Source organism: Streptomyces typhae, assembly GCF_009755605.1.
In the GTDB taxonomy this organism is placed as follows: Bacteria; Actinomycetota; Actinomycetes; order Streptomycetales; family Streptomycetaceae; genus Streptomyces; species Streptomyces typhae.
In genome coordinates this window covers 109,318-121,553 of record NZ_WPNZ01000003.1, presented here as the reverse complement: position 1 = coordinate 121,553, position 12,236 = coordinate 109,318, and the positions used below count along the sequence as shown (strand labels likewise).

The following is a 12,236-nucleotide window of genomic DNA, read 5'->3' as shown; positions in this document are numbered from 1 at the left end:
TGCTGGACAACTGCCCTTGAGCCGCTGGGGAGACCGACATGGAGCTGCCGCACACGGACCCCGAAGCCATCAAGCCGCGCCCCGACTATCCGCCGAAGTCGCCCCCGCCGCCGAAAAAGCCGCCGTCCCCGCCCCCGCCGCAGACCCGGCTTGCCCCCTCGCCGCCGGCCCTGCAGCCCCGCGGCCGCGGCGTCCGTCCGGTGATGAAGAACCGGGCGGGCGCCAACTGGTCACTGGAAGCGCAACCATGGGCCCCGGGGAAGGCATTCACCGAGGTGAGCAGTCGTCTGACACGGTGGGGGCTCAAGTCACCCGCTGCACTGGAAGGTCTGGTCCGTCACCTTGTGGAGACGGTGGTGGCGGACGGCGGTCGGCATATCAGCCTCCACCTTGCTGAACAGGATGGCCAGGTGCTCGTCCTCGCCTTCAGCCACCAGCCGGAGCCACCCGAACTCGACAGTACGGTCCTGCCGTGCCTCCAGAAGCTGGGTGCGGTGAGCTGCGGCGAAGAGACGACCAAGGAGGGCCGACAGGTCTGGGCTCTCCTCGACTTGTCTTCGTAGATTTCGTAGAGGAAGAACGATCCCGGCCGTAAGACCAACCTCCGGGACAGCGCACCTAGGTCATTCGCATCGCCCGTAGTCGGCCCGCGGCCTCGAAGGAGTCCGGACACAGTGCCTTGATGTCGCTGATCAGGTCGTGCCACAGCTTGTATGTGGTGTCGACGCGCTCGCCGGAGTCTCCAGGTACGCGATAGAGAGGCCGTACCCGTGCTGCCATGCCGAGGAGCGCGCTGAGGTCGCTGTCGCTGCTGACCGAGGCAGCGGCACCGACCCTGGCCGGATGGACCGAATCTTTTCCTCGACCGCCGGGACACCCTCAAGCTTGCCCTCGTGGCCGAGCAGATGGTGGGCGGCACCGCCCGCCGAGTGAACCGCGCCAGCAAGGGCTTCAACACGGGACGCCACCACCGCGCAGGAGGAGGTGACCGCCCTCTTCACGAAGGCCGACGCCTCCAAGGGGCGCGGCCTCTACCGCTCCGCGATCGTCGCCCAGCTCGCCGAAATCGCCCGCCGTATCCAGGACGGCGTCCTCCTCGCTGAAGGCCCGGGTGTTCGCGGCGACCGCCGATCTCGCCACTTCGGCAGGGTGGGTCAGTCACGACTGCGGCCGGTACGCCATCGCCCAGCGGTACTGGTCTTCGTACGGCATCTACGCGGCCTCCGAGGCCGGGCAGCCGGACCGCGGGGTGGGATCGTCACCCGCATGTCTCACCAGATGGTCTACCTCGGGCATCCTCAGCAGGCCGTTGGTCTCCTGGATATCGCCGGGAAGAAGACGACCATGCCCGCCTCCAGGATGCTGGTCGCCTTCCCAGGCCGGGCAAGTGCACGTGGCCCTTGGTGACAGGCAAGGTGCCGAGCGGTACCTTGGCGCCGCTAGCGAGCTGGTCGCAGATGGCCTGGACGAGGCGCCGGAATAGGTGGCGTACTTCGACGCCGCCGAGCACGTCGGCGCCCGCGGGGTCTCCGCCCGCGATCTCGCCGAGCTTCACGACGACCGTCTGCCTGCCAGCGTGTACTTCACGGACACCTTGCGGCTGCGCAGGCCCGGCTTCACCAGGCGCTTACGTACGCCCGACGCGTCGACTCCAGGCTCGTTGCCTCCCGGCTTAACACGCTGCTGAAAGCCGTTCGCTCCCTTCCGGACCCGGTGGACGAGTTCCGCTCCCGCGCGGCGGATCCTGCCGCAACCCGCCGACCACGGCCGCCGCCTGCGACCATCGAGCGCATGGGCAAGCACTCCCGACCCGGACCGCCGAACCAGCCTTCCCGCGCGATCCCGCGCACCGACGACGGCGACCCGCTCGCGGCGTACCACAAGCGGCGCCGCCCGCCGCTGGACGTCTGGCGCCGGCACCGCCCGCTGCACGGCGGCGGCGGTCACCTCCGGCCCGAGGGACCGAGGGTGCTGGAGGAGTGGAACGGATTTTTGTACGAGCCCGCGGGCACTGCCGCGAACCTCGCGGAGGCTCGGCGGTGGGTGAGCGAACAGGCGAGCGGCTCGACCGACGGCCCGGTTGGGGAGTACCGCAACAGCGAGTAACGGTCAAGGCTGCTCCGCCGGGGACAGTGCTGCAGAGCACCCAGGGGTGATCGACTGCCGGACCGTGCAAGGGCGGATTCGCTCACGGCAGACGAGGAAGAGCCCCGAGGGACTGGAAGTACTCCGGGGAGCATGTCAACGTACAACACCTCCCGGAAACACCAGGTCAGGGACGGTCTCAGTAGTGCAGGTGCCAGCGTGCCGTGCTGGCCCCCGTCCCGGGTCTCGGACCATGACTCTTAGCAAGGAGGCCCATCTGCCGAAATCCGCACTTCGATCAACCCGCTCCACCGATCCTCATGGCGCTCGGAGCCATGAACGCATGGATTGGCCAGACGAAAGCCGCCCACGCCGCCCTCTCAACGGTCCTCTGTCTCTGCTGTCTCTACGTCTGCGCCGTCGGGCTTGGCGGCGAGGACTTGTTGTAGCACGAGCATCGCAAACACCTCGTGGTGTTCGCGCACGTTGTGGCCCACCCGGATGCTGAGGCCCGTGGCATCGCCTGCGATGTCGGCTCCCCGGAACCCGTCGCGGATCGAAACCGCAGCCGACTTGCCGAAGACGGGCTCGTGGTTCTGGTTGACGAGGACGTGCACCCCGCGCTCAGGTCCTATCGGCTGCCCCTCGTCCTCGCCTGCGGGCGCAATATAGGCCACGGTTCCCGGTTAGCGAAACCGGTGGTCGTGCGGACCATTGAGGGAGTTCGCGCCCGGCTGTGCTTGGTGGTGGAGCCGGGCCGGACACAGGAGATCGCGCCGCACATTCATGGGGGAGATAACAACCAGCGCGCGGCGGCTGTTGCCCTGAAGCGCAGCGCCTTTTGCTGTCTCCATATTGTCGCTGTAACCGTCTGTCTGCCCTTTCTGCAAGGAATCTCATCTGTATGCGCCGATTTGCGATACCCCCTGGCTCTCTTCACCGTGGGGCGGCTACTCGATGCTTCCTCGACGTCCACAGTGACGGCGGGGTGACCTCATGGCGGTAGCAGTTCGACCTGGGGTGAATCTCACCGTCGATGAAGTGTGCAGCGAACTCGGCGTCGCGCGAAGCACCTTCTACGACTGGCGGCAGAAAGGTCGGGGACCGCGCTGCATCCGACTCCCGAACGGATCTCTTCGGATACGGCGCAGAGATCTCGAAAACTGGTTGATTGATTGCGAGGATCCTTCTTGATGGACACCAGCTCGTTGGACGTTCGTTTCTATCCAATCGAGACGAACAAGCGAGCCAAGGGCAAGAGCTACACCGTCCGTTGGAAGGTCGCCCACAAGAAGCACAGCAAGACTTATAGGAAGTCCGCCGTTGCCGATGACGAACGTTCGAAGCTCATGGCCGCCCACCGGCAGCGTGATCCCTTCGATATAGAGCTGGGCCTGCCGGTTTCGTGGTCGTCCAAGGCGGACGAGGTGAACTGGTTCCAGTTCGCCGTCAAGTACGTCGACTGGAAGTGGCCGCGCGCCTCCGGCAACACCCGTAAGAACATGGCCAAGGCGCTGACATCCGCGACCATCGCATTGCTGCGTACGCCGCCGCCGGCTCACTTCGAGCCGGTGATGGTCCGCAGGGCCCTGCGGGAGTACGCCTTCAACGTCAACCGGCGAAGCGATCCCGACAAGCCCGCACCGGACGAGGTCCAGACGATCCTCGACTGGGTCAAGCGCAACTCTCCGCCGATGCGTGCCTGGGAGAAGACCGAGAATGTCGACAAGGTCGTCACAGCGCTCGGCACCCTCCTGGACGGTAGCGCAGCGGCAGCCAGCTCGGTCATCCGCAACGACCGGATTATGAACCTGGTCATGGGCTATGCCATCAGGCACAACTACCTGAAGGCCAACCCCCTTTCGAAGGACAAGGGCGAGCGCACCGCTCCGAAGGTCGCCCAGGCCATCGACAAGCGATGCCTCCTGAACCGCGACCTGGTCGCGAAGATGCTGGACTGGATAGGGGAGCGTCCGCGACGCGGACGCCTCTACCGCGCCTTCTTCGCAACTCTCTACTATGCGGGGCTGCGCCCCGAGGAAGCCGTCGCCCTCCGGGTCGGGGACGCCGCGCTGCCGGAATCCGGCTGGGGGGAGTTCCTCATCCACGAGGCCCAGCCCGAAGTCGGCAGCCAGTGGACGGACACCGGCGAGGTCCATGAGGAACGAGACCTCAAAGGCCGGGGTGAGGGGGACACGCGCACCGTCCCCATCCACCCCTCCCTCGTCGCGATTCTCCGAGAGACCATCAAGGAGTACGACCTCAGACCAGAGGGTCTCCTCTTCCCCGGTGAGAAGGGGGACATGCTCGCGGGTTCAGTGTTCCGGCGTGTCTGGGCCAAGGCGCGCAAGGAGGTCCTCTCCGAGCACGAATGCAGGACACCGACTGGCAAGCGTGTGTACGACCTGCGCCACACCTGCCTGACCACCTGGCTCAACAGTGGCATCCCGCCGGCCCAGGTCGCCGAATGGGCGGGCAATAGTGTGCCGGTCCTACTGGCCATCTATGCGCGATGCATCATCGGGCAGCTGGCCGACTACCTGAAACGTGTTGAAGGCGTCCAAGACCTGCCAAAGGTCGCGGAGTGATGAGCTGCATCGGAGCCTTGCAAGTGGGGGCTTCGGGGCCGCTTCGCTGGGTGGGGTGAGCGGTCGGGGTGCCTTCGCATGCGCTCGGTTTTGTGGAACGTATGCGGGGCGGACGCTCGTGGACCCCCGGTTCTGGCCGGTGCCAGCCGGACCCCCTCGGCGGTGGGCAGGCGTCCAGTACGTCTCGGTGGCCAGTCGGTCATGATCTGACCTGCCAGAACGTGGCTCTTGGCAGAGTGCCAGTGGCGCCCTCGGCAGGCTCGAGCCTGCGGCCAAGCGCTTGCAGGAGCCCCAGGTCATCAACCGCCCCCCCCCGTGCCTGCGGGGCTGGCCCCGCCACCAGTTCCAGCCCTGCGGCCCCGCCGTCTACTTTCCTGGTCGCCTAGGACGGTCCTGCTGCCGAACTGCTTGCTGGTCGCGACGCTGTTGCTCCCCGCAGCCGCGGGAGATGGTCCCACCAGATTCCTCGTCTATTGCTGGTACAGCCTGTGTATGGTGCCTGACCTGCGCAGGCCGTGATGCTTCTTCGATCACTCGTGACGCTGGCCCATGGGTGGACCGGATCATGCCCCTGGAGGACCGCTGTAGCCACGAGCGGCGCGGCAGTCGCCGCTTGCCGAGTAGATGGCTGGAGGTGCGGTGCGGAGGCGATGAGGCCGCTCGACTCGTGGCGGCCAGCCCTTTCGGGTAGCGGGTAGGTTGAGGCGAGGGTGAATTCTGGTGATGGTCATCGTTCTTGCCAACTGCCCAACATCTGTTGTCCGTGAAGATGTCCGCAGAGGCCGTCGGTCCGCCATTGGCATTGCAGCCTGAGCAATGCGAGAGATGTTCCTTTTCAATTTATATGTCGGAGTCGGGGAAAGTGGTCAGAAACAGGGTCTGGGCTTAGGAACACCGCAGGTCATCCGGTCTGCTCCCCGCGCACGTGGGGATGGTCCCAACTGACCGTCTCGGGCAGTACGGCCCTCTGACTGCTCCCCGCGCACGCGGGGGATGGTCCCCTGGAGGACGACACCTCGTACGACACCAACGGCTGCTCCCCGCGCACGCGGGGATGGTCCCATGGCGGCGGCGGGAACGCTGATCGGCGAGCCCTGCTCCCCGCGCACGCGGGGATGGCCCCGTCGGTCGCCGACGTGGGCGTCGGCCTTGTTGCTCGGGTGGGCCGCGGTTTCCGGGGGGAGTCGGTCCTGGCGGGCGGCTGTGCTGAGAGGTGGAAGGCGGGGGTGGGTTTGTCAGATGGGCAGTGGCCAGCTCGGTCCGGTGGGGGAGTCGATCCAGACGGTCTGCTCGAAGGGGGTTGCGGTCATTCCGAAGCCTGTGAGGTCGGGTGCTCCTGCGTCCTGCCAGTGCCCGAGGGCTGTTTCGACCTGGTCCCACAAGCGCAGCGGTCCGTGCTGGTGCACGGTCCATCCCTCACCGCCGGGTGCGGGTTCGGTCCATGCCTGGGAGCCGGTCGCCACGTCGCGCAGGATGATGCCCAAGTGGGTGGTCATCAGCTCGGCGGAGGGGGCCGCGAGCTGGGCGACGAACCGTCCCGCCCATTCCTCAAGGAGCGCGGGGTCCCGCAGCGCGCGCTGGGTTTCACCCTCGAGCCGGAAGAAGCGTGGGGAGGGGGGCCGCTCGTGCGGGCGGGCGAGCATGTAGGTGATGGTGTCGTTGGTGAAGCGCCCGTGTGCGGTGCCTTCGTCGTCCAGGACGAGGCGGATGAGTCCGGCGGCTTGCATCCAGCCGCTGAGGGTGGTGGTGATCGATCCGCCGTCGTTCAGCTGCCACAGCCACGAGGGCGGGATGGAGCGTACGGAGCAGGTGGCGATGATCGCGTCGTAGTCGGCGTGTTCCTTGCACCCCTGGAGGCCGTCCCCGACCGCGAGTACGGGTGTGCAGGCGGCCTCGGCCAGGTGCGCGACGGCGCCGGCCGCGAGGCCGGCGTCGTGCTCGATGCTGACGACGTTCCCGGCGCCGAGCCGGTGGCACAGCAGCGCGGTTGAGTAGCCGGTGCCGGTGCCCACCTCCAGGACCTTCAGGCCCGGCCGCAGCTCTGCCACCTGGGCGGTGCGGGCCACCAGGGAGGGCAGCGTGGCCGAGGAGGTGGGGTTTCCGTAGACCGGGCGGGTCACGGCGGCGGCGTCCTGGCCCTCGACCTGGGTGACCCACGTCTGGTCACGGTAAGCCATCCGCAGCCACTCCTGTTCACCTGCCTTCGCCCGGTGGACCGGTTCCCATTTGCTGTCGGCGGGGCGGAAGACCGCCGGGCCCAGGAACAGTTCGCGCGGGACAGCGGCGACGGCCTCGCGCCACCCGGCGTCCAGGACCGGATTGGCAGCAGCGATTTGGTCGGCCAGCGCGAGGCGCAGGGCAGCGGGGTCAGCGGGCACGGTGTTCTCCTGCGTGCTGGAGCCGGTCGGCGAGGGCGGTGACGATCCTGCCGGTGATCGGCTCGGGGAACCAGGCAAACTGGCCGCTCGGATTGCATTCGTACAGCCAGATCCGGCCGTCGGCCTCGACGCCGAAGTCGAAGGCGCCGAAGACAAGACCGAAGGCGTCCAGGTACCGGCGCACGCTCTGGGCCAAGTGCGCCGGGGTGTCGATGAGGGAGTAGGACAGGACGTCGTAGTGGCGTCGCCAGTCGAGGCTGGGCGAGCCCTCGATCCGGACGGTGAAGATGTCGTCGCCCACGGCCGGCACCCGCAGATCGGCGACGGACGGCACCCGCTTCTGGAACAGGTGCATGGTCTGGGCGACCCCGGCATGCAGCTCGGCTGCGTCCACTTCTTCGACCCAGACCGTCAGCGCCCGGCCCGCGGGATCCGCATAGTGCGTGCTGCGCAGCGGCTTGTAGACGACCGCCCCGTGCTCGCGGACGAAGTCCTGGGCGGCGCTGACGTCGTTCGTGAGCAGCGTCGGCGGGATGTGGAAGCCGCAGCGCCTCGCGGTGGCGAGCTGGGCGGGCTTGTACTCCGCGTCCCGGTTGCGCCAGGGGTGGTTGACGTAGTGCGCGCCGGGCAGGGAGGCGAGGATGCCGCCGAGCCCGTACCTGGCCTCCTCCACGCACCAGCGGGCATCCTGCTCCGCCAGGCCGGCAGGAGCAGCGTAGGGACGCGGGCGGCGCCCGTACACCGAACGCACGCGCTCCAGATCCACCACGCGGGAGCGCGTCCATGCGCTTCCGCGCATCCCGCTCTCGTCCAGGCGCGCCGCAACGGACAGGTCCTCGGGGAAGTCACCGGGATCCAGGCGCACCACCGGAACCGCCGCCGGTTCAGCTCACCGGTGACCGCATCGGCGGTCGCATCGTCTGCCCGCGAGACGACGAGAACAGCGGCGGCCGACGTCAATCCGTGTCGCCTTCCTGGTCACTGCCCTCATCAGTGGTGCCGTCCAGGCTGGTCCTGGTGGAGGTCTCCTTGCTCGTCTCGGTTCTTTTGTGCCTGGCTGCGCGAGGTACGTCCAGGCCGTCCGGGCCGACGAAGCGCCCGGTCTGGGTCTCGGGGTCGAGGATGATCTCGGCAGCGGGGAGCGCGACCGTGTCGGGGTAGGGCCGCATGCGGGTCACACCCCAGGGGACTGCAGTCTCGCGCACTGCTGCCTCCAGCCGTTGCTGGATCGCCGGTGCACAGTGTGCCGCCTCGCACCAGCGCAACGGTAGAGCGCATTCAGGCCCGCTCGTGTCCACCCGCAGCGCGTCGCACCCGGTGCTGGAACCGGTCAAGGCGACTACGGCTGGGGGCCGAGAAACCGGTCGAGAGGGTACAGGGTCGTCAACCGCTGTTGTCGGAAGAGGCCTTTCAGGGCGGTCCTGCGCTACCGACAGGGCCGGGTGGTGGTTGTCGGTCCCGGACTGGCGCAGCAGGGCGAACGCGACGAAGGGGGGCGGGCGATTCGAGGGCGGCCTGCCGTACGCCGGCGCCGCGGTGGTGTAGCCGGTTCTGCAGCCTCTAACGCGTTCCGGCCCGCCCCGTTCGCCTCCTACACGACCAGTTCCCCATCCAGGGCGCTGACATCTGGCAGTTGGTGGAGTGCGGAGTGATCTCGGGGAAGGCGGGCGCCATGTCGGTGCCGTGCCGTGAGCGCAGTACCGCCTGGCCGTCGTCGAGGGACAGCAGGGCGCGGAGCCGTCTCATCTGGTGCCTGACCTGCGCAGATCGTGATGCTTCTTGGATTTTGCGTGATGCTGGCCCGTGGGCGGGTTGGACCTTGCCTCTGGGAGGAACCGTTGTAGCCAGGAGGGTGCGGCCGTTGGCTCGTGCCAAGTAGATGGCTGGAGGTGTGGGGCGGAGGTACTGGTGCCTCTGGGCTGGTGGCAGACCAACTCTTCCGCGGTGGTGGGTGGGTTGGGGTGAGGGTGGAGTCTCATGCGGGCCATCCTTCTTGCAAACTGTTCAGCATTCGCTGACCGTTGAGGTTGCCGCAGAGGTGGTCGGTCCGTGGTCCCGATCCGGTCCGCTGGGCGGCTGGAGCGGGGCGTCCAAGTGTCGGTGTTGCGGTCGTGGGTAATGCGGGAGATATGCCTTCTCGATGCTTATGCCGGAGTCGGGGAAAGTGGTGGGAATCAGGGTCTGGGCTTAGGGAACCCGCAGGTCAATCAGTCTGCTCCCCGCGCACGCGGGGATGGCCCCAGCCTCGCGCTGGGCGGCCTGGGCTCCGGCAACTGCTCCCCGCGCACGCGGGGATGGTCCCACGAAGTCGCGGAGAGGCTGCGGGATGGGTGCCCGGTTGACCTGCTGCTCCCCGCGCACGCGGGGATGGTCCCGTCAACCGCGCCCTGGCCGACGGCGCGAAAGGCTGCTCCCCGCGCCCGCGGGGATGGCTCCGCTGGCCCCGACATTCGGTAGGGCGTGCGTGGCTGTCCCCGCATCCGCAGGGATGGCCCCAGGCTTTCGGGCGTGTCTAGGCCAGGCGCGTATGGAGATCCTTTCCGGGCGCAAGGTCCGGACGCCGACTGGCAGACGCGTGTGTGACCTGCACCACGCCTGCCTGTCCACCTGGCTCAACGGCGGCATCCCGCCGCCCAGGTTGCCGCGTGGGCGGGCAACAACGTGTCGTCCGCCGGTTCTGCTGGTCATCTATGCGCGATGCATCGTCGGCCAACTGGCCGACTACCTGAAATGGGTTGAAAGCTTCCAAGACCTACCAAAGACCGCGACGTGATGAGCGACCCCGGAACCCTGCGAAGTGCGGGCCTCAGGGCGGCTTCGCCATGTGCCGTAAGGGGTCGAGGTGCCTGCTCAGGCGCTCGATTCTGTGGGACGCCTGTGGGACGGACACCCGTAGAAACCCGATTTCCGCTGGCGTCAGCCGGACTCTCCCCTCGGCGGAGGGAAGGAGTCCGATTTGCCTCGGCGGTCGGTCAGACGTGGTCTGACCTGCCAAAACGTGGCCCGACTGGCAGAGTGCCAGTGGCGCCCCCGGCAGGACTCGAACCTGCGGCCAAGCGCTTAGAAGGCGCCTGCTCTATCCACTGAGCTACGGGGGCCGGGTGGCGGCCGGTGGCCTGGAGCCCGGTGTGGCTGGGCCGTGGCCCTGCCGGGGGCCGTGGACCATGGACCGGGGACAAGGATAGGGCTCCTGGTGGCTTGTCCCTGGTGCTTCACCTCCGCCACGTGATGTGGAGGTTCGGTGAAGCGATCCCGATAATCGCAGGCAGGTGCGAATCGCGCATCGCTTTTGGCGTCTGACGCCCCGGGTGTTGTGCACTCGTTATGCCTGCGCCCCAGTCGCCCCTTCCCTCGCGGGTGTCCGATCGGCGCGCAGGGGTGCCCATATGCTTCAGAAAGCCGCCAAAATTGGGCATTCTTCGCATGTGGCGACCTTGGACGTACGGCCTCAATTGCTTGACGCGCTCTCCGCCCTGCGTGAGCGTGTGGCCGCCGCACGCTTTCCGCTCCCCCTGCCGGGGGCGCCTCGCGCGCGGGCCAACCGGGACGAGCTGCTCGCACAGCTCGACGACTATCTGGTGCCCCGGCTACGGGCCCCCGAAGCGCCCTTGCTGGCCGTGGTCGGGGGCTCCACCGGCGCCGGCAAGTCGACGCTCGTGAACTCCCTCGTCGGGCGGCAGGTCAGTGAGGCCGGGGTGCTCCGGCCCACCACCCGTACGCCCGTCCTGGTGTGCCATCCGGAGGATCAGCACTGGTTCTCCGGAGTGCGCGTCCTGCCCCACCTCACACGCGTGTGGACGACCCGCAGGGACGGCACGCGGGACGACAGGGCCGCCCCGGCGGCGGGTGGCGACAGCGACAGGGCGCTGCGCGTCGAGACCGCCGACACCCTGCCCCGCGGCCTCGCCCTCCTCGACGCCCCCGACATCGACTCCCTCATCGCCGACAACCGGGTCCTGGCCGCCGAGCTGATCTGCGCCGCGGACGTGTGGGTCATGGTCACCACGGCGTCCCGGTACGCCGACGCCGTGCCCTGGCACCTGCTGCGCACCGCCAAGGAGCACGACGCCACCCTCGTCACCGTCCTCGACCGCGTACCGCATCAGGTCGTCGGCGAGGTCTCACGCCAGTACGGCGCCCTGCTCACCAAGGCCGGACTCGGCGAGGTGCCCCGCTTCACCGTCCCCGAGCTGCCCGAGTCCGCCGGGGGCGGCGGACTGCTGCCCGCCAGCGCCGTCGAGTCGCTCCGGGTCTGGCTCGCCCAACGCGCACAGGACGCGTCCTCCCGTAGGCAGGTCATCGAACGCACCGCCTACGGAGTGCTCGGTTCGCTGAACGCCCGCATGCCGGAACTGGCCGGCGCGGTCGCCGCCCAGTACGCCGCCGCCCTGCGGCTCGTCTCCGCCGTCGACGACGCCTACGAACGCGAGCACGCGCGCGTACGCGACCGGCTGCAGGCGGGTTCCGCGCTCGCCGGTGACGCCCTGAAGCGCTGGCGCGCCTACCCGCTGGACTGCGGCCCCGACGAGCTCCTCGACGCCATCTCCGAGAGCCTGGAAGCGCTGCTCCTGTGCGCGGTCACCGCCGCCGACGAACGCATCGACGACGCGTGGCGGCGCGAACCCGCCGCGAAGGCCCCCGGGCTCGCCCGTCGCGAGGGCCGCTACGAAAGAGCCCCCTACGAAGACGCCGAAAGGCCCGAACACCGCATCGGCGTCGCCGTGCGGCGCTGGCGGCGCGAACTGGAGGAGCACGCCGAGGAGGAGGTGCGCGCTCTCGACCGCATCGACAAGGGCGCCCTGCCCGACGCCGACGTCGTCGCCGCGCTCCTCGCCACCGCCGTCCTCGGCGGACGCCGGGCACGCAACGCCGGGGAGACCCTGGCCGAGCGCATCGGCGTCCACGGCGCCCTGCGCCTGCGCGACCGCGGCAACCGGCTCCTCGCCGACTACCTGGACAAGGTCCTCGGCGCGGAGCGGGAGCGGCGCCTCGCCCCCCTCGACGCCCTCGACGTCACCCCGGAGCCGCAGGCCGAACTCATCGCCGCGCTGTCCGTACTGCAGAAGGAGAGGTGACCGCGGTGACCGCCGTCACGGGCCATACGGGCCACACAGATCACACTAATCACACCAATCACGCCGATCACACGGGCCGCGTCGACGCCACCGACCGTATGGATCCGATC

The 12,236-nt window shown here is 68.5% G+C and carries 10 protein-coding genes and 1 tRNA gene; 5 read left to right on the top strand and 6 right to left on the bottom strand.

From position 1 onward, the window contains the following. Positions 1–38 precede the first annotated feature (38 nt). Positions 39–563 (top strand): hypothetical protein, encoded by a 525-nt coding sequence (locus GPA10_RS41635; RefSeq protein WP_063803674.1) that lies wholly within the window; start codon positions 39–41, stop codon positions 561–563. Between the two features lie 55 nt (positions 564–618). On the opposite strand, the gene GPA10_RS07065 is transcribed toward GPA10_RS41635, so the two are convergent. Continuing rightward, complete coding sequence (locus GPA10_RS07065; protein WP_157164741.1) at positions 619–780, bottom strand: hypothetical protein; 162 nt, start codon at positions 778–780, stop codon at positions 619–621. 1,011 nt (positions 781–1,791) lie between these two features. Here GPA10_RS07065 and GPA10_RS07060 point away from each other — a divergent pair. Further along, entirely contained in the window at positions 1,792–2,106 is a 315-nt protein-coding gene (locus GPA10_RS07060) for a DUF6087 family protein (RefSeq protein WP_058851053.1), read from the top strand. Between the two features lie 359 nt (positions 2,107–2,465). Here the strand turns inward: GPA10_RS07060 and GPA10_RS07055 are convergent, their stop codons facing one another. Next, complete coding sequence (locus GPA10_RS07055; protein WP_157164740.1) at positions 2,466–2,762, bottom strand: hypothetical protein; 297 nt, start codon at positions 2,760–2,762, stop codon at positions 2,466–2,468. A 319-nt stretch (positions 2,763–3,081) separates the two neighbouring features. On the opposite strand from GPA10_RS07055, the gene GPA10_RS07050 reads away from it, so the two are divergent. Together GPA10_RS07050 and GPA10_RS07045 are read left to right on the top strand one after the other, a co-directional pair. After that, positions 3,082–3,279 carry a helix-turn-helix transcriptional regulator gene (locus tag GPA10_RS07050; protein ID WP_079086828.1) on the top strand — a complete coding sequence of 66 codons (198 nt, stop codon included), beginning with the start codon at positions 3,082–3,084 and terminating at the stop codon, positions 3,277–3,279. Continuing rightward, positions 3,279–4,673, top strand: a complete 1,395-nt coding sequence (locus GPA10_RS07045; protein ID WP_058851051.1) for a tyrosine-type recombinase/integrase — start codon at positions 3,279–3,281, stop codon at positions 4,671–4,673. Before GPA10_RS07050 ends, GPA10_RS07045 begins: the two co-directional genes overlap by 1 nt. A gap of 1,235 nt (positions 4,674–5,908) precedes the next feature. Here GPA10_RS07045 and tgmC read toward each other — a convergent pair. The 4 genes from tgmC to GPA10_RS07025 form a co-directional block, all read right to left on the bottom strand. Further along, positions 5,909–7,051 carry an ATP-grasp peptide maturase system methyltransferase gene (tgmC, locus tag GPA10_RS07040; protein WP_058851050.1) on the bottom strand — a complete coding sequence of 381 codons (1,143 nt, stop codon included), beginning with the start codon at positions 7,049–7,051 and terminating at the stop codon, positions 5,909–5,911. After that, positions 7,041–7,916 carry an MvdC/MvdD family ATP grasp protein gene (locus GPA10_RS07035; protein ID WP_343040469.1) on the bottom strand — a complete coding sequence of 292 codons (876 nt, stop codon included), beginning with the start codon at positions 7,914–7,916 and terminating at the stop codon, positions 7,041–7,043. Before GPA10_RS07035 ends, tgmC begins: the two co-directional genes overlap by 11 nt. 91 nt (positions 7,917–8,007) lie before the next feature. Then, a complete protein-coding gene (gene tgmA / locus GPA10_RS07030) occupies positions 8,008–8,256 on the bottom strand; it encodes a putative ATP-grasp-modified RiPP (protein WP_079086827.1) in 249 nt (82 codons plus the stop codon). A gap of 1,817 nt (positions 8,257–10,073) precedes the next feature. Continuing rightward, a tRNA-Arg gene (locus tag GPA10_RS07025) sits at positions 10,074–10,149 on the bottom strand. Positions 10,150–10,476: 327 nt separating this feature from the next. On the opposite strand from GPA10_RS07025, the gene GPA10_RS07020 reads away from it, so the two are divergent. After that, a complete protein-coding gene (locus GPA10_RS07020; protein ID WP_343040468.1) occupies positions 10,477–12,126 on the top strand; it encodes a dynamin family protein in 1,650 nt (549 codons plus the stop codon). Positions 12,127–12,236: the final 110 nt, after the last annotated feature.

What these genes read in the sequence shown, in the direction of transcription:
- GPA10_RS41635 (WP_063803674.1), top strand. Translation starts at nt 39, where the DNA reads ATGGAGCTGCCGCACACGGACCCCGAAGCCATCAAGCCGCGCCCCGAC.
- GPA10_RS07065 (WP_157164741.1), bottom strand. Translation starts at nt 780, where the DNA reads ATGGCAGCACGGGTACGGCCTCTCTATCGCGTACCTGGAGACTCCGGC.
- GPA10_RS07060 (WP_058851053.1), top strand. Translation starts at nt 1,792, where the DNA reads ATGGGCAAGCACTCCCGACCCGGACCGCCGAACCAGCCTTCCCGCGCG.
- GPA10_RS07050 (WP_079086828.1), top strand. Translation starts at nt 3,082, where the DNA reads ATGGCGGTAGCAGTTCGACCTGGGGTGAATCTCACCGTCGATGAAGTG.
- GPA10_RS07045 (WP_058851051.1), top strand. Translation starts at nt 3,279, where the DNA reads ATGGACACCAGCTCGTTGGACGTTCGTTTCTATCCAATCGAGACGAAC.